The organism is Streptomyces sp. NPDC029151 (assembly GCF_055564315.1).
Genome location: NZ_JBVHWQ010000009.1, coordinates 206,045 through 222,449 on the forward strand (window position 1 = coordinate 206,045; position 16,405 = coordinate 222,449).

16 protein-coding genes and 1 tRNA gene are annotated in these 16,405 nt (G+C 71.9%); 8 read left to right on the top strand and 9 right to left on the bottom strand.

Annotated features, from left to right (window positions below):
• Positions 1-157: 157 nt before the first annotated feature.
• From ACZ4VF_RS30015 to ACZ4VF_RS30025, 3 genes are all read left to right on the top strand, one after another.
• Complete coding sequence (locus ACZ4VF_RS30015; protein WP_467929885.1) at positions 158-544, top strand: hypothetical protein; 387 nt, start codon at positions 158-160, stop codon at positions 542-544.
• A gap of 46 nt (positions 545-590) precedes the next feature.
• The gene (locus tag ACZ4VF_RS30020; protein WP_467929886.1) at positions 591-1,460 is read left to right on the top strand and encodes a spermidine synthase; all 870 of its coding nucleotides are present in this window, start codon (positions 591-593) and stop codon (positions 1,458-1,460) included.
• Between the two features lie 184 nt (positions 1,461-1,644).
• Positions 1,645-1,995, top strand: coding sequence for a hypothetical protein (locus ACZ4VF_RS30025; protein ID WP_467929887.1), 351 nt, complete (start codon positions 1,645-1,647; stop codon positions 1,993-1,995).
• A gap of 21 nt (positions 1,996-2,016) precedes the next feature.
• Here the strand turns inward: ACZ4VF_RS30025 and ACZ4VF_RS30030 are convergent, their stop codons facing one another.
• A complete protein-coding gene (locus ACZ4VF_RS30030; protein WP_467929888.1) occupies positions 2,017-2,529 on the bottom strand; it encodes a hypothetical protein in 513 nt (170 codons plus the stop codon).
• 99 nt (positions 2,530-2,628) lie between these two features.
• Here ACZ4VF_RS30030 and ACZ4VF_RS30035 point away from each other — a divergent pair, with 99 nt between their 5' ends.
• The 3 genes from ACZ4VF_RS30035 to ACZ4VF_RS30045 all read left to right on the top strand — a co-directional run bounded on the left by ACZ4VF_RS30035 (position 2,629) and on the right by ACZ4VF_RS30045 (position 6,315).
• Positions 2,629-3,348 carry a response regulator transcription factor gene (locus ACZ4VF_RS30035; protein WP_467929890.1) on the top strand — a complete coding sequence of 240 codons (720 nt, stop codon included), beginning with the start codon at positions 2,629-2,631 and terminating at the stop codon, positions 3,346-3,348.
• On the top strand, positions 3,345-4,748 hold the full coding sequence (locus ACZ4VF_RS30040) for a sensor histidine kinase (protein ID WP_467929891.1): 1,404 nt from the start codon (positions 3,345-3,347) through the stop codon (positions 4,746-4,748). Before ACZ4VF_RS30035 ends, ACZ4VF_RS30040 begins: the two co-directional genes overlap by 4 nt.
• A 109-nt stretch (positions 4,749-4,857) precedes the next feature.
• On the top strand, positions 4,858-6,315 hold the full coding sequence (locus tag ACZ4VF_RS30045; RefSeq protein ID WP_467929892.1) for a glycoside hydrolase family 18 protein: 1,458 nt from the start codon (positions 4,858-4,860) through the stop codon (positions 6,313-6,315).
• 49 nt (positions 6,316-6,364) lie between these two features.
• Here ACZ4VF_RS30045 and ACZ4VF_RS30050 read toward each other — a convergent pair whose 3' ends face one another.
• The 4 genes from ACZ4VF_RS30050 to ACZ4VF_RS30065 form a co-directional block, all read right to left on the bottom strand.
• Positions 6,365-7,795, bottom strand: coding sequence for a GH1 family beta-glucosidase (locus ACZ4VF_RS30050; protein WP_467929894.1), 1,431 nt, complete (start codon positions 7,793-7,795; stop codon positions 6,365-6,367).
• A gap of 95 nt (positions 7,796-7,890) precedes the next feature.
• Positions 7,891-8,775, bottom strand: a complete 885-nt coding sequence (locus ACZ4VF_RS30055) for a carbohydrate ABC transporter permease (protein ID WP_467929895.1) — start codon at positions 8,773-8,775, stop codon at positions 7,891-7,893.
• The gene (locus tag ACZ4VF_RS30060) at positions 8,772-9,797 is read right to left on the bottom strand and encodes a carbohydrate ABC transporter permease (RefSeq protein ID WP_467929897.1); all 1,026 of its coding nucleotides are present in this window, start codon (positions 9,795-9,797) and stop codon (positions 8,772-8,774) included. The genes ACZ4VF_RS30055 and ACZ4VF_RS30060 overlap by 4 nt, the downstream gene beginning before the upstream one ends.
• The gene (locus tag ACZ4VF_RS30065; RefSeq protein ID WP_467929898.1) at positions 9,794-11,125 is read right to left on the bottom strand and encodes an ABC transporter substrate-binding protein; all 1,332 of its coding nucleotides are present in this window, start codon (positions 11,123-11,125) and stop codon (positions 9,794-9,796) included. Before ACZ4VF_RS30065 ends, ACZ4VF_RS30060 begins: the two co-directional genes overlap by 4 nt.
• A 321-nt stretch (positions 11,126-11,446) precedes the next feature.
• Between ACZ4VF_RS30065 and ACZ4VF_RS30070 the strand changes: the two genes are divergently transcribed.
• On the top strand, positions 11,447-12,502 hold the full coding sequence (locus ACZ4VF_RS30070; protein ID WP_467929899.1) for a LacI family DNA-binding transcriptional regulator: 1,056 nt from the start codon (positions 11,447-11,449) through the stop codon (positions 12,500-12,502).
• 175 nt (positions 12,503-12,677) lie between these two features.
• Here ACZ4VF_RS30070 and ACZ4VF_RS30075 read toward each other — a convergent pair.
• The 4 genes from ACZ4VF_RS30075 to ACZ4VF_RS30090 form a co-directional block, all read right to left on the bottom strand.
• Positions 12,678-12,750, bottom strand: a tRNA-His gene (locus tag ACZ4VF_RS30075).
• Between the two features lie 106 nt (positions 12,751-12,856).
• A complete protein-coding gene (orn, locus tag ACZ4VF_RS30080; protein ID WP_467929901.1) occupies positions 12,857-13,459 on the bottom strand; it encodes an oligoribonuclease in 603 nt (200 codons plus the stop codon).
• A 140-nt stretch (positions 13,460-13,599) separates the two neighbouring features.
• Positions 13,600-14,817, bottom strand: coding sequence for a helix-turn-helix domain-containing protein (locus ACZ4VF_RS30085; protein WP_467929902.1), 1,218 nt, complete (start codon positions 14,815-14,817; stop codon positions 13,600-13,602).
• A 379-nt stretch (positions 14,818-15,196) separates the two neighbouring features.
• Positions 15,197-15,466 (bottom strand): hypothetical protein, encoded by a 270-nt coding sequence (locus tag ACZ4VF_RS30090; RefSeq protein WP_467929903.1) that lies wholly within the window; start codon positions 15,464-15,466, stop codon positions 15,197-15,199.
• 315 nt (positions 15,467-15,781) lie between these two features.
• On the opposite strand from ACZ4VF_RS30090, the gene ACZ4VF_RS30095 reads away from it, so the two are divergent.
• A complete protein-coding gene (locus ACZ4VF_RS30095; protein ID WP_467929905.1) occupies positions 15,782-16,309 on the top strand; it encodes a universal stress protein in 528 nt (175 codons plus the stop codon).
• The last annotated feature ends 96 nt before the right edge of the window (positions 16,310-16,405 follow it).

The following is a 16,405-nucleotide window of genomic DNA, read 5'->3' on the forward strand; positions in this document are numbered from 1 at the left end:
GACCGGCCCGCCACGCTGTGTTTGGCTACAAACCGGATATCTCATCCACGATCTGCCATGAAGTGCCATCCTTTGCGGCGCACTTGTGCCGTAGCCGTTGACGCCACTCGCGCGTTGGACCCCATGGACCGCAACAGGCTGTGTGGTGGAGGCCGGCATGGAGACCAGCCAGAGCAACGACCCTTGTACGTCGCCGTCGCTGTCGTGCGACCTCGTGACGGTACCGACCCGGCAGGGGCTGGAGGCGGTCGACATCCTGCGGCGGGGCGCCGCGGACGCCGTCGGACCCGTGCTGCACGACGACGGCTGCGGCACCCTCGGCTTCCTGGTGCCGGCCGGTACGGCCGCCGGCTGGGACCTGCCCGGCAGCACCTGCACCGAGACGAACGGGCGCGGGCTGCGGCTGAACCCCGGGCCCCCGGTGGAGGGCTCCGACTGGCTGCTGCCCCCCGGCGAGGCCGACCTCGCCACCGACCCGGTGGTCCTGCGCCGGGCCCTGGGCGAGGCGGCCCGCCTGATCGAGGCGGCCGACAACTGCCGCTGAGCGGCTCCGGCGCGGCGGACGGCCCCACGCCTGCGAAAATGGACGGATGGGCAGGTCCAGGAACACGCGCCGCAGGTCGGCCGCAGCAGCCGCCGTCGAGGAGCCGGTCGACGGCGGGCTCGCGCGGCTCGTACCCGATCCGGACCGCGGCCGGGCCTGGACCCTGCTGATCGACGGCGCGCCCCAGTCGCACGTCGACCTGGACGACCCGGCGTACCTCTCCTTCGAGTACCAGCGCCGCCTCGGCCACGTCATCGACCTCGTCGCCCCGCCCGGCAAGCCGGTGCACGCCGTGCACCTCGGCGGCGGCGCGTTCACCCTCGCCCGGTACGTCGCCGCGACCCGGCCCCGCTCCACCCAGCAGGTCGTGGAGCGTGACGCCCGCCTGGTCCAGCTGGTCCGCCGGGAGCTGCCGCTGGACCCGAACGCACGGATCCGGGTGCGGACGGACGACGCCCGCGCGGGGCTCGCCAAGGTGCCGGACGGCTGGGCCGACCTGGTCGTCGCGGACGTGTTCAGCGGCGCCCGCACGCCCGCCCACCTCACCTCCACCGAGTTCCTCGACGAGGTCCGCCGCGCGCTGAGGCCCTCCGGGGTCTACGCCGCCAACCTCGCCGACGGACCGCCGCTCGCGCACCTGCGCGGCCAGATCGCCACCGCCGCCGCCCGGTTCGGCGAACGCGCGCTGATCGCCGACGCGGCCGTCCTGCGCGGCAAGCGCTTCGGCAACGCGATCCTGGTCGCCTCCGATCTCCCGCTGCCGCTCGCGGAGCTGACCCGCCGCGCCGCCTCCGACCCCCACCCCGGCCGGGTCGAACACGGCCGGCAGCTCACCGACTTCACGGGCGGCGCGGTGCCGGTGACGGACGATGCCGCGGTGGCCTCCCCCGCCCCGCCGCCCTCGGTGTTCCGCTAGGACCCCGCTGCCGGCACCGGGCCGGTCGCCACCCCGACACGAACCGTCACCAACCGTCGGGAACGGTCGGCTTCGGGCAGCTCACGCCCAAATCGGGGCCGCTCCGCGTGTCGCCCGACGGCCGCTGCTGACCTGGTGGTTCAGCACACCGGAAGAATCCGGTGGGAACCGGAAGGAAACGGTTATGAGCGCTGCTGTCCGACGGACCGCCTACGCCCTGGGCGCGGTCGCCGCGGTCCTCCTCGCCCTGGTCGCGTTCGACTCGCTGACCCCGTCCTCGGCCGACGCCGCGGTCACCAACCCCGTCGTCCGGTCCAAGTACTTCACCAACGGCTCCGCCACCGTCTCCTGTCCGTCCGGCTGGGCGGCCACCGGTGGCGGTGCCGGCGTCGACTGGCCGAACAGCATGCACGTCGCGCGCACCGAGCCGGTCCGGAACTCGGCCGGCAAGCCGGTCGGCTGGAAGGGCGACATCCGGCAGCGCGGCACCGGCGGAGCCGCCAGCGGCACCGTCTACGTCGTCTGCGCACCCTGACGCCCGTCCCCTCCGGTGGGGTCAGTACGTCCCCACCTCCACCCGCGGCGGACCGTCGTGCCAGGTGCAGAACACCGACACCCGGTCCGCGCCCCGGCTGAACTCCACGCGGATCCAGCTCTCCGTCTTCCACACCTGCATCGCCCAGCCGGTCCCCGGGGTCGCCGACACCAGGGTCGCGCTGGAGGCGCCCAGGTCGAACACCGCCCGGCCGCCGTCGGTGTCGTAGGACCTGACCCGGCCGGAGGCGGTGGCGGTGGGGGAGGGCTCCCGCGTGCGGGCCGGGGTGCGCGTGGGCGCCGGCGCCGGCCGCTCGCGGGACGGGGACGACGGGGACGGGGTGAGGGACGGAGCGGGCGCGCGGGAGGCGGAGGTCCTGTCCCGGCTGTCCGCGTCGGCCGCCGTGACCGGCAGGGCGCGCGGCGGCTCGTAGGCCGTCCCCGCCATCACCGTGTGCACACCCCACCACGACAGCGTGACCGCCGCTCCGGTCGCGAGCAGCCACGCCAGTACGTGTACGAATCCTCTGCGCATCGCGGGCCATACTGCCCCAGGGGAACGGCCGTACGCACATGTGACGAGTTGTCCACAGGCCCCGGCCCGGCCTTGCCCGCATGGCGTACGGTGCGGCGCATGGCAAGTGTGCTCGTGGTAGAGGACGACCAGTTCGTACGCTCGGCGCTCATCCGGCACCTGACCGACGCCGCCCACACCGTGCGCAGCGTCGGTACGGCACTGGAGGCGCTGCGCGAGGTCGCCCATTTCCGCTTCGACGTGGTCGTCCTGGACCTCGGACTGCCCGATCTCGACGGCTCCGAGGCCCTGAAGATGCTCCGCGGCATCACCGACGTGCCCGTCATCATCGCCACCGCCCGGGACGACGAGACGGAGATCGTCCGGCTGCTGAACGCCGGGGCGGACGACTACCTGACCAAGCCGTTCTCCGTCGAGCACCTCTCCGCCCGGATGGCGGCCGTGCTGCGCCGGGCCCGTTCCGGCGGCGCGGAGCCCCCGCCCTCGTCCGTGCTGCGCGTCGGCGGGCTCACCGTCGACCCGCTGCGCCGCCAGGCCGAGCTGGACGGGGTGCGGCTCGACCTCACCCGCCGCGAGTTCGACCTGCTGGCCTTCCTGGCCGGCCGCCCCGGGGTCGTCGTCGCGCGCCGGGAACTGCTCGCCGAGGTCTGGCAGCAGTCCTACGGCGACGACCAGACCATCGACGTCCATCTGTCCTGGCTGCGCCGGAAGCTGGGGGAGACGGCCGCCCGGCCGCGCTATCTGCACACCCTGCGCGGTGTCGGCGTGAAGCTCGAACCCCCCGCGGAGCCCTCGGCCGACGGGCGGGCCCCGCGATGAGATGGGCCCTGGTCAAGGTCTGCCTGGCGGTCACCACGATGGTCGTGGTCGCCTTCGCCGTGCCGCTCGGCCTGGTCGTCAGGGAGATGGCCCGCGACCGCGCCTTCTCGAACGCCGAGCGGGAGGCCGCCGCGGTCGCGCCCGCGCTGTCCATCACCACCGACCGGGACCAGCTGGAGCGGGTGGTGGCCTCGGCCGGTGCCGACTCCGGGATGGCCGTCCACCTGCCCGCCGACGGCGGCCGGCCCGCACTCGACCTCGGCCGGCAGCGCGCCGCCGGCCGCGACATCCAGGCCGTGCGCGGACTCGGCCGCGCCTCCACCACCTCCGTGCCCGGCGGCTCCACCCTGCTCCAGCCGGTCGCGCTCGGCTCCGGCGCGATCGCGGTGGTCGAGGTGTACGTCCCCGAGTCCGAGGTGACCAACGGCGTCGGCACGGCCTGGGCGGTGCTCGCGGCCGTCGGGCTCGCGCTGATCGTCGGCTCGGTCGCGGTCGCCGACCGGCTCGGGGTGCGCATGGTCCGGCCCGCCCGGCGGCTGGTCGAGGGCGCGCACGAACTGGGCGAGGGCCGACTGGGCGCCCGCGTCCCGGAGGAGGGCCCAACCGAACTGCGGCTGGCCGCGGGCGCGTTCAACTCCATGGCCGACCAGGTCGTCCAGCTCCTCGCCAACGAGCGGGAACTGGCCGCCGACCTCTCCCACCGGCTGCGCACCCCGCTCACGGTGCTCCGGCTGAACGCGGCCTCCCTCGGTGCCGGCCCGGCCGCCGAACAGACCCGGGCGGCCGTGGCCCAGCTGGAGCGCGAGGTCGACACCATCATCCGGACGGCCCGGGAGGCCAAGCCACAGACGGCCGCCGCCGGACCGGGCGCCGGCTGCGACGCGGCCGAAGTGGTCCGCCAGCGCATGGAGTTCTGGTCCGCGCTCGCCGAGGACGAGGGCCGCAAGTGGCGGGTGGCCGGCGTGGACCGGCCGGTGCGCGTACCCGTGGCCCGCGCCGACCTCGCCGCCGCCCTCGACGCCCTGCTCGGCAACGTCTTCCGGCACACCGCCGAGGGCACCGCCTTCGCGGTCGACGTGCACAACGGCGAGGACGCGGTGATCGTGCTCGTCTCCGACGCGGGCCCCGGCATACCCGACCCGGACGCGGCGATGGCCCGCGGCCGGGGCTCCGGGCACGCCGGCTCCACCGGTCTCGGCCTGGACATCGTCCGCCGGCTCGCCGAGTCCACCGGCGGGGACGTCCGCATCGGCGGTTCGGTGCTGGGCGGTACGGAGGTGCGGATCTGGTTCCAGCTGGACGGCCGCAAGACCGTGGGCCGCAGACAGCGAGGAGCCGTACGCAGGCGCCGAACGGGCAAACTGGTCTCGACCTTTAACCGTCCCCGATCGCTTCCTTAAGCGAACCCTAAGGTCTGCGACCGGAGCAGGGAACGCCCGGATCGTCCCTTTCCTGATCGCTAGCGTGCTGCCGCACCCCACCCCGTGAACAGCGAAGGCAGGCACGCGCATGAGCACGCACCGGCGCAGGATCAGTGGCAGGAACAAGGCGATAGGCGGCCTGGTCGCCGCGGCCGTGATCGGCGGCGGCGCGGTCCTGCTCACCGGCACCGCGAACGCGGCCGGGGTGAACGCCGCGTACACGAAGACCAGCGACTGGTCCACGGGGTACACCGCCCAGTACGTCGTCACCAACAACACCGGCCAGGCCGAGAAGACCTGGTCGCTGGAGTTCGACCTCCCCGCGGGCGCCACGCTCTCCTCCCTCTGGAACGGCGAGTCGAGCGTCAGCGGCCGGCACGTCACCGTCCGGCCCGCCCAGTGGGACACCGGCGGCCTGGCCCCCGGCAAGTCGGTGACCGTCGGCTTCGTGGTCAACGGCAGCGGCGACCCGACGGGGTGCCGTATCGACGACGCCCGGTGTTCCGCGGACGGCGGGGCGACCCCCGAGCCGAGCGGCCGGCCCACGCAGACCACCCAGTCGCCCGCCCCCACCCCCACCAGGACGACGACGCCGACCCCGACCGCCACCCCCACGGGCGGCACCGGCGCCGGCTCCGGGACCGGCACCACCTCCTCCGCCGGCTTCGCCCCCTACGTCGACACCAGCCTCTACCCGGCCTTCGACCTGCTCGGCGCCGCCGACGCGACCGGCGTGAAGGACTACAACCTCGCCTTCCTCACCGACGGCGGCGGCTGCACCCCCAAGTGGGGCGGTGTCACGGACCTCACCGGTGACGCCGTGGCCGCGCAGATCGGCGCGCTGCGCGCCAAGGGCGGAGACGTCCGCGTGTCCTTCGGCGGCGCCTCCGGCTCCGAGCTGGCCACCACCTGCTCCTCCGCCGACGCACTGGCGGCGGCCTACGGCAAGGCGATCGACGCGTTCAAGCTGACCAAGGTCGACTTCGACGTCGAGGGCGGCGCGCTGCCCGACACCGCCGCCAACACCCGCCGCGCCCAGGCCATCGCCAAGCTCCAGACCCGGCACCCCGGCCTGGACGTCTCCTTCACCCTGCCGGTGATGCCCGAGGGCCTCACCCAGGACGGCGTGAACCTCCTCGCCAACGCCAAGGCCAACGGCGTGAAGACCACCACCGTCAACATCATGGCGATGGACTACGGCCCCTCGTACAGCGGTGACATGGGCACCTACGCCGAGCAGGCCGCGACCGCCACCCAGGCCCAGGTCAAGAGCGTACTGGGGCTGTCGGACTCCGCCGCCTGGAAGACCGTCGCCGTCACCCCGATGATCGGTGTCAACGACGTCTCCTCCGAGGTCTTCACGGTGGACGACGCCACCCAGCTGGTGAACTTCGCCAGGGCCAAGGGGATCGGCTGGCTGTCCATGTGGTCCGCGACCCGCGACAAGCAGTGCGCGGGCGGCGCCAAGCCCACCGCCGACGCCACGTGCAGCTCCGTCACGCAGGAGAAGTCCGCCTTCTCGAAGGCGTTCGGGGCGTACAAGTAGGCGCGTCCCGGCCGGCGCGGCCCGCCCCCACAACGGGCCGCGCCGCCGGTCACGCGGCGGAGTCCACCGGCGGCAGCGCCCCCGTGCGGGCTGCCTCCGCGTACCACCGCGCGCTCGACTTCGGCGTCCGCTCCAGCGTGGCGTAGTCCACGTACACCGCGCCGAACCGCTTGCCGTACCCGTACGCCCACTCGAAGTTGTCCATCAGCGACCACAGGAAGTAGCCGCGCACATCGGCGCCGTCGGCGATGGCGTGGCGCACCTCCGACAGGTGGCCGTGCAGGTAGGCGATGCGCTCGGGGTCGTGCACCCGGCCCTCCGGGTCGGGCTTGTCGTCGTAGGCCGCGCCGTTCTCGGTGACGTAGAGCGGCAGGCCGGGTGCCTCGCGCGTGTAGCGCATGATCAGGTCGTACAGGCCCGTCGGGTCGATCGTCCAGCCCATCTCCGTGCGTTCGCCGGGGGTCTGGTGGAAGACGATGTCGTCGCAGGCGGGCCAGGGCGAGTGGGCGCTGCTGCCGTGGCCGTCCGCCCGGGGCCCCTTGACCTCGCCGGACGCGGCCGACACGAGGGTCGGGGTGTAGTAGTTCAGGCCGAGCGCGTCCAGCGGGGCGTTGATGGTGCGGACGTCGCCGTCGAGGACGTACGACCAGTCGGTGACCGAGCGGGTGGCGTCGAACAGCGTCGACGGATACGCGCCGCGCAGCATCGGACCGTGGAAGACGCCGTTGGCCAGGTCGTCGATCCGGCGGGCCGCGACCAGGTCGGCCGGGTCCTGGGAGAGGGGCCGTACCACCGAGGAGTTGAGGCTGATCGCGATCTGGTTGCGGGCCGGCATCACCGACCGCAGGGCCGAGACGGCCAGCCCGTGGCCGAGGTTGAGGTGGTGGGCCGCGCGCAGCGAGGCCGCCGGGTCGGTCCGGCCGGGCGCGTGCACCCCCGAGCCGTAGCCCAGGAAGGCGCTGCACCACGGCTCGTTGAGGGTGATCCAGTGCTCCACCCGGTCGCCCAGCGCCTCGCCGACGAGCTGCGCGTACTCCGCGAACCGGAACGCGGTGTCCCGCACCGGCCAGCCGCCCGCGTCCTCCAGCTCCTGCGGCAGGTCCCAGTGGTAGAGGGTGAGCGCCGGCTTGATGCCCCGCGCCAGCAGTTCGTCGACCAGGCGGCGGTAGAAGTCCAGGCCCCGCTGGACCGCCGGGCCCCGGCCCGTCGGCTGCACCCGTGACCAGGAGACGGAGAAGCGGTACGCGGTCAGGCCCAGCTCCGCCATGAGCGCCACGTCGTCGCGGTAGCGGTGGTAGTGGTCGACCGCGACGTCCCCGGTCTCGCCGCCGGCCGTCCTGCCCGGTGTATGGCTGAAGGTGTCCCAGATGGAGGGGGTGCGCCCGTCCTCCCGCACCGCCCCCTCGATCTGGTACGCCGAGGTCGCGGCGCCCCAGAGGAAGGCGGGAGGAAAGGTCACGGACGAAACGGAGTCAGGCATGGAAGCGCTCCCATGAAGGGTCTCAAGAGCCGGTGGATGCGTGGAGGAGGGGCCGGGACGGCGGTGACCCGGCCCCCGTGAAGCGGACGGGCGGATCAGCCCTTGATCGCGCCCTGCATGATCCCGCCCACGATCTGCTTGCCGAACAGCAGGAAGGCGACCAGCAGCGGCAGCGTGCCGAGCAGCGCCCCCGCCATGATCACCGCCTGGTCGGGGACGTACCCGGTACCGAGCGAGTTCAGGGCCACCTGCACGGTCGGGTTCTGCTGGTTCAGGGCGATGATCGGCCACAGGAAGTCGTTCCAGGCGAACACGAACGTCAGCAGGCCCAGCACCGCCATCGCGGGGCGCGCCGCCGGGAAGACCACGTGCCAGACGATCCGCAGACTGCTCGCCCCGTCCACCCGGGCCGCCTCGATCAGCTCGGTCGGCAGCGCCTGTACCAGGTACTGCCGCATGAAGAACGTACCGAACGCGGTCACCAGGCTCGGCAGGATCACCGTCTGCAGCTGGTTCGACCAGCCCAGGTCCGACATCCACAGGTACAGCGGTACGACGGCGAGCTGCGGCGGGATCATCATCGTGCCGATGGTCAGCAGCAACAGCAGGCCGGAGAACCGGAACCGCAGCTTGGCGAAGGCGAAGCCGGCCAGGGTGGAGAACAGCACCGTGCTCACCGTGATCGTGCCCGCCACGACCACCGAGTTGACCATCGCGGTGCCGAGCCCGGCCTCGTCCCAGGCCGCCTGGAGGTTCTTGAACAGGTTGCCGCCGAACCACAGCGGCGGCGGGGTCTCGGCGAGGCGCCGGTCGGTCCGGGAGGCCGCGATCGCCGTCCACACCAGCGGGGCCAGCGAGACCAGCGCGAACACGGTCAGCACGACATAGGTCACCGGGCCGGCGTGCAGCTGCTTGCCCGCGCCCATCCGGCCCCGGCGCCCGCCGGTCTTCCGGGGCAGCGTGAGTTCAGTGGTGGTCATTGGGACTTCCTCAGCCGTCGGGTGAGCAGCAGGTTGACCGCGGCGATGATCAGCAGGATGAGGAACATCGACCAGGCGATCGCGGACGCCTTGCCGAGGTTGCCGATGATCCAGCCCTGGTCGTACATGTACAGGCCGAGGGTCTGGTACTGGTGCTCCGAGCCGCCCTTGGACCCGCTGACCCCGCCGAACAGCAGCGGCTCACCGAAGAGCTGGGTCGCGCCGATGGTGGAGACGACCACCGTGAACAGGATCGTCGGCCGCAGCTGCGGAACGGTCACGTGCCGGAACTGCTGCCAGCGGCTGGCACCGTCGATCGCCGCCGACTCGTACAGGTCGGCCGGGATCGCCTGCATGGCGGCCAGGTAGATCAGCGCGTTGTACCCGGTCCACCGCCAGATCACGATGGAGGAGACCGCGAACTGCGAACCCCAGTCCGACTCCCGCCAGTTGACGGGATCCACCCCGAAGAAGTGGAGGACCCAGTTGACCATGCCGCCGTCCCACGAGTACAGCAGCGTGAACACCAGGGTCGCCGCGGCCACCGAGGTGGCGTACGGGGTCAGCATCACCACGCGCCACACGGTCGAGCCGCGCAGCTTGTAGTTGAGCAGGTGCGCGAGCGCGAGCGCGGCCAGCAGCTGGGGCACGGTCGAGATGACGCCGATGCTCAGGGTGTTCTTCAGGGCGTTCCAGAAGAAGTCCGAGGACAGCAGGTGCTGGTAGTTGTCCAGGCCCGCCCAGGTCTGGTGGTCGAGGGCCGACAGCTGCACGTTGTGCAGCGAGTACCAGGCCGTGTAGAGCAGCGGGACCAGGGAGAAGGCCCCGAAGAGGATGAAGAAGGGGGCGACGAAGGCGTACGGCGACGCCTTCATGTCCCAGCGGTACAGCCGGCTGCGCCAGGAGTCGGCGCCCGCCGGGGCACCGCGACCGCGAGCGCCCCGGGCCGCGCCCGGCGTGGAGCCGGGCGCGGCCTCGGCGCTCGACGCGGTACGCGCGAGAGCCTGCTTGGAGCTGCTCACTGGCCGAGCACGTCCTTGATCTCGTTCTTCGCGGCGTCCCAGCCCTGCTCGGGCGACTTGCCCTTCTGCTCGACCTGGAGGATGCCGACGTCGGTCAGCGCGGTGTTGATCGGCTGGTCCTTGATGCCGAAGTACTGGACCGGGATCGTCTTCGCGGAGTCGGCGAAGATCTGCGTGATCGGCGCGCCCGAGAAGTACGCCGTGGTGTCGGCGGCCGGCTTCAGGCCCGCGTAGGCCGACGGCGTGGACGGGAAGCTGGCCTGCTTGGCGAAGACCTTCGCCTGCTGCTCCGGCGCGGTCAGCCACTTCGCCAGCTCGATGGCCTCCTTCTGGTGCTTGCCCGCCGTCGGCACGCCGAGGAAGGAGCCGCCCCAGTTGGCCGCGGTCGGGGCCGCGGCGACGTCCCAGTTGCCCTTGCCCGAGTCACCGGACTTCTGCTCGATGTAGCCGATCATCCAGGCCGGGCAGGCGACGGAGGCGAAGGTGCCGTTGGCGAAGCCCTGGTCCCATGGCTTGTCGAACTGCTTCAGCTTGGCGGACATGTCGCTCGTGGCCACCGTCATCGCGGCGTCCCAGGCCTTCTTCACGCCGTCGGACTTGTCCCAGACGACGTTGCCGTCCTTGTCGTAGTACCGGGTGTCGGCGCCGCCGAGGGCCGCGTTGTAGACGGAGGAGGCGGAGTCCACGAACTTGGTGCCGTTCGGCGCCTTCTTCATGTACTGCTTGCCCACGTCGACGTACTTGGCCCAGTCGCCCTTCCACTGGGCGGCCAGCTTGTTCCGGTCCGTCTCCAGGCCGGCCTTCTTGAACAGGTCCTTGCGGTAGCAGATCGCCATCGGACCGACGTCGGTGCCGAGGCCGATGGTCCTGCCGTCCTTGGTGGTGGCCTGGGCGAGCTTCCAGTCCAGCCACTGCGACTTGTCGACCTCCTTGCCGAGGTCCACGAACTTGTCCGCCTGGGTCTGCACGGCCTCGGTGATGTTGCCGACCTCGATGGCCTGGATGTCGTCGGTGCCGGAGCCGGCCTGGAGGCGGGTGAGCACCTTCGGCCAGTACACGTCTGTTCTGGTGGTGACGTTCTCCTTGATGTTGATGTCCTTGTGCAGCCTCATGTACTCGTCGTACAGGCCGGCCTGCTTGTAACCGAAGACGCCGAAGGTTCCGATGGTCAGCGTGATCCTGCCCTTGCCGCCACCGCCGTCGCCGCCCGAGTTGTCGGACGAGCCGTCGTCCGAGTCGTTGGCGCAGCCGGCCAGCAGCCCCGTGGTCAGCGCGGCGACGGCCGCGAGGGCCATCAGCCGCTGGGACCGGCGGATGCTCGTGCGCATTGCGTCCTCCTGTTGCCTGACGTGCCGACCCCCCGGCCAACTGCATGGAAATCGGGCCCGTTCGTACTCGCTGCGGCTCGGGCGGGGAACGTGCGGGATGTGTAGGTGTCAGGTACTGTGGGAGCGCTCCCACAAGTGATGTGTTGAAGAGTCGTCGGTTCCCGGCGGGGTGTCAAGGGAGCGGACGGGGCGAACCGCGTTCAGTTATCTGCCTGTTAACTGCCCTCGCGCGTCTCCTCGCACCGCTCGTCACTCTGGCCAGGACTGTTAGATTCCAGCCATAAGCAGGACACGCAGGACGCGGCGAGAAAGGCGGAGCCCATGGCAAGCCATGGAGGGCGGGGCCGGAGCGGAGGGCGGCCCACGCTCGAAGAGGTCGCCGCCCGGGCCGGGGTCGGACGGGGAACGGTCTCCCGGGTGATCAACGGCTCGCCCCGGGTCAGCGACGCCACCCGTGCCGCGGTCGAGGCCGCCGTCGCCGAGTTGGGGTACGTCCCCAACACCGCCGCCCGCGCCCTCGCGGCCAACCGCACCGACGCCATCGCCCTGGTCGTCCCCGAGCCGGAGACCCGCTTCTTCGCGGAACCGTACTTCTCGGACATCCTGCGGGGCGTCGGCGCCGAACTCGCCGACACCGAGATGCAGTTGCTCCTGATCTTCGCCGGCAGCGACCGCGAGCGGCAGCGTCTCGCCCAGTACCTGGCGGCCCACCGCGTCGACGGGGTCCTGCTGGTCTCCGTCCACGCCGACGACCCCCTCCCCGACCTGCTGTCCCAGCTGGAGATCCCGGCCGTGATCAGCGGCCCGCGCTCGGCGGCCGAGTCGCTCACCTCGGTGGACTCGGACAACTACGGCGGCGCCCGCTCGGCGGTGGAGCACCTGCTGGGCCGTGGCCGCCGCCGGATCGCGCACATCACCGGCCGCCTGGACGTCTACGGCGCCCAGCGCCGCGTCGACGGCTACCGCGACGCCCTGCGCGACGCGGGTCATCCGGCGGACGACCTCCTGATCGAGCCGGGCGACTTCACCGAGGAGGGCGGCCGCCGCGCGATGCAGCTCCTCCTCTCCCGTCACCCCGGCCTGGACGCGGTCTTCGCCGGCTCCGACGTGATGGCGGCCGGCGCCCGGCAGGTGCTGCGCGAGGCGGGCCGTCGCATCCCCGACGACGTCGCCCTGGTCGGCTACGACGACTCCGCCATCGCCCGCCACATGGACCCGCCGCTGACCAGCGTCCGCCAGCCCATACAGGAGATGGGCCGCGCGATGATCGGCCTCCTCCAGACGGAGATCGCCGACCGCCGCCCGCCCGCGTCCCGGGGCCTGGACCGCCGCCGGGCCGTGCTGCCCACGGAACTGGTGGTGCGGGCGTCGTCGTGAGGCGGGCCGGCTTCCCCGTTCAGCGGGTGCCGGCTTCCTGGATCGGCGGGCGGAGGCGGCGCGTGCGGGCCTCGCCGCGGGATCTCCGCGGGGTTTTTCCGTGGGGGCTTTCCGGGGGGAAAACAGAATCAGCCGGTGACCCGTCTTGCGACGGAGTCACCGGCTGATCACTCAGGGTGAGTGACGGGACTCGAACCCGCGGCATCCTGGACCACAACCAGGTGCTCTACCAGCTGAGCTACACCCACCATGACCGGCTGTTCGAGGAGTGTTTTCCCCGACCGGCCGAGAAGAAGTCTACAGGGTCCGAAGGGGTGCTCGCGCACAGGTTTTCGCGCGGCCCCCGCGCGGCGGCTACCGCGCGGGCAGGACGTGCCGGGCGGCGATCGTCCTCGCGGTGTCGGAGTCCGGGCCGGGCTGCGGCACGAAGATGGCCTCGCGGTAGTAGCGCAGCTCGGCGATCGACTCGCGGATGTCGGCGAGGGCCCGGTGGTTGCCGTTCTTTTCCGGGCTGTTGAAGTACGCCCGCGGGTACCAGCGGCGGGCCAGCTCCTTGACCGAGGACACGTCGACGATGCGGTAGTGGAGGTAGTCCTCCAGCGTCGGCATGTCCCGCAGCAGGAAGCCGCGGTCGGTGCCGACGGAGTTGCCGCACAGCGGGGCCTTGCCGGGCTCCTTCACGTACTCCCGGACATAGGCGAGGACCTGCTCCTCGGCGTCCTGAAGGGTCGTACCGTTCTCCAGCTCGGCGAGCAGCCCGGACGCGGTGTGCATCTGACGCACCACCTCCGGCATCGTCTCCAGCGCCCGGGCCGGCGGCCGGATGACGATGTCGACCCCTTCGCCGAGCACGTTCAGCTCGGAGTCGGTGACGAGGGCGGCCACCTCGATGAGAGCGTCGTCGGACAGCGAGAGGCCGGTCATCTCGCAGTCGATCCACACCATGCGATCGTTCATGCGACCACCCTAAAGCGGACCTGGGCTTTTGGGTGCCCCCTGTGACGGGGGCCGTCGGGACGGAGAAGCCGCCGGTACGGAAGAGAGGGGCCGAGCCGGCGCTCGCCCCCTCTCCTCCTTGCCTGAGCTTTCCTCCGCGCTCAGCTGCCGCTGCGCGGTCCCGGCAGCAGCCCCACCGCTCCGGCGGCGGCCCGGCGGGCCTGCATCGGCACCCCGCCGTCCCGGTGCTCGTACGGCAGGCCGGGCGGCGGACCGCCCACCGGGCCGGACAGGCCCGCGGGCGCGCCGTGCTGGCCGGGCTGCTGCACCGCCGTCTCCGGCTCACCCGGCTTGTCGCCCTGCGGCCGGCGGGCCCGGTAGGCGGCCCGGTAGGCGGCGGGGGACGAGCCGAGCTGGCGGCGGAAGTGGCCGCGCAGGGCCACCGGCGAGCGGAAGCCGCACCGGCCCGCCACCTCGTCCACGGAGTAGTCCGACGTCTCCAGCAGCCGCTGCGCCTGCAGCACCCGCTGGGTGATCAGCCACTGAAGGGGTGCGCTGCCCGTCAGCGAGCGGAACCGGCGGTCGAACGTACGGCGGCTCATGTAGGCGCGTGCCGCCAGTGTCTCCACGTCGAACTGCTCGTGGAGGTGTTCCAGCGCCCAGGCGACGACCTCGGCGAGCGGGTCGGCGCCGATCTCCTCGGGTAAAGACCGGTCGAGGTAGCGCTCCTGCCCGCCGGACCGGCGCGGCGGGACCACCAGGCGGCGGGCCAGCGCGCCGGCCGCCTCGTTGCCGTGGTCCGTCCGCACGATGTGGAGACAGAGATCGATTCCGGCCGCCGTCCCCGCCGACGTGAGCACGTCGCCGTCGTCGACGAACAGCTCGCGTGGATCCACGTGGACCGACGGGTAGCGCTTGGCCAGCGTCGGTGCGTACATCCAGTGAGTGGTCGCCGGGCGGCCGTCCAGCAGTCCGGCCGCCGCGAGCACGAACGCGCCCGTGCACAGCCCGACGATCCGGGCGCCCTCCTCGTGGGCCCGACGCAGCGCGTCGAGCGCCTCCTCCGGTGGTGGTGAGGTGATCGAACGCCAGGCCGGTACGACGACCGTCCCGGCGCGCGAGATCGCCTCCAGCCCATGCGGTGCGGTCAGTTCCAGGCCCCCTGTGGTCCGCAGCGGGCCTTCCTCGCCGGCACACACCAACAGGCGGTAGCGCGGCACGCCGGCGTCCTGGCGGTCGATCCCGAACACCGACAGCGGAATGGAACTCTCGAAAATGGGGCCGCCGCTGAACAGCAGCACCGCGACGATCTCCTTGCGGCGTCGCCCGGACAGTTTCCGGGCCGTGGCGTCCGGCGAGGCAGTGGAGTCGTGGCTCATACTGCTAAGCCCCCCTCGGTGGTCGCGGCTCCTCGGTTGTGTCGCTCCTGCACGTTTCCCCTCGGTCCTGCACGAGTCCCCCGCCGTAAAGACAGTCAAGATCGAATTTACTGGCTCCCGCGATCGCACGGTGACCAGCTCCCCACGCGGCACATTGTCGACATGACAACTTGGCGTGAAGCATTCGATCACGAAGCGTTGCACTCCCGAGGCGCGCAGGGAAGTGCGCCTTGTCGCAGTGGCCAAACCGCGTAGGGTGCGCAGCGGCCCGTAGACCCTTTCCGTGCAGGTGGAACGGGGGTTGGAGGGTGGTTCGGACCCCTCCTGGCCGATATCGAGAAGTTGGCTGAAAAGAAACGTTCGAAGGCGCGGAAACAGGTCAGTCGACCGGTGTCTGCTCCCGGGTGTGACGTCCACCTCTTTGCGCCTCGCAACGCCGGGCGCACCGCTCGGAGCGGCGCAGCAGCACCCGGCAGACCGCCGTGACGGCGGCGAGACCCAGCGCGCAACCCGCGGCGCCGGCCAGCGAGGTGCCGTACCAGACCAGTACCACGGGGACGAGTACGCAGCTGAAGGCGGCCCAGCGGATCACCTCGCTCGCGGTGTCCGGCACGGGGCGCGGGTCGGCACTGGGGCGGGGTGCGGGCATCTCGTACTCCCTGGGGCGGTGGCTCACCCCGATTCAACGCCCGTCCGGCCGCTCGGTCACCGCAGGCGCATCTGTGAACGCTGTGCAAACCGCCTGTACGGGGCAGCAACCATTGCGTTACGGGCGTGGCTCGTGCATGCTCCGGTGAACCCCTACGGACGTCGGGGGGCCGCTCACGGAGCGTGCGCGGTGTCTGGGCTCAGGAGGAGTGCCGCCGTACCCTTGGGGGTATGGGCTTGGGAAGATGTTTCCCGGACACAGCTCCGCCGCACACTGTCGTCCCACCCGATCAAGGATCACAACGCCGAGACAGCCATGGCCGGTCACGAATTCTTCGAACCCGCGGACCGCAAGCGGCCGGTCGCCGACCCCACGGCGGCCGATCCCCTGGCGGCGGAAGAGGCACGTCCCTCCTGCGACCCCGCCTTCCGGCACGGAGTCGTCGTCGGCTTCGACGGCTCCACCTCCAGTGAGCGCGCCCTCGCGTACGCGATCGGCATGGCCCACCGGTCCCACTCCGGCCTGATCATCGTCCATGTCGCCAACCGGCTGCCCACCACCGTGTGGGCCGGCTGCGAGCCGCCGGTCTTCGTCGACGTGCCGGACCACCGCACGGAGGTGCTGGGGCTGGAGCTGGCCTGTGCGGACTACCTGGCCGAGGTGCCGTGGATCCTGGTCGAGCGGGGCGGTGACATCTGCCACGAGCTGGAGGAGGTCGGGCGGGAGTACGAGGCGGACGCGATCGTCGTCGGCTCCACGCACGGCATCGTCGGCCGGATCTTCGGCTCCGTCGCGGGGCGGCTCGCCAAGCGGGCGCGGCGGCCCGTGATCGTCATTCCCTGAACTCCCCCCTCGACTCCCTCGGTTCAGCCGGGGGCGGCTCGAAACTACTCGCGCGTAGAGGTGGTTCGTGCCCTTGTGAAGGGCATATAGCGCTCA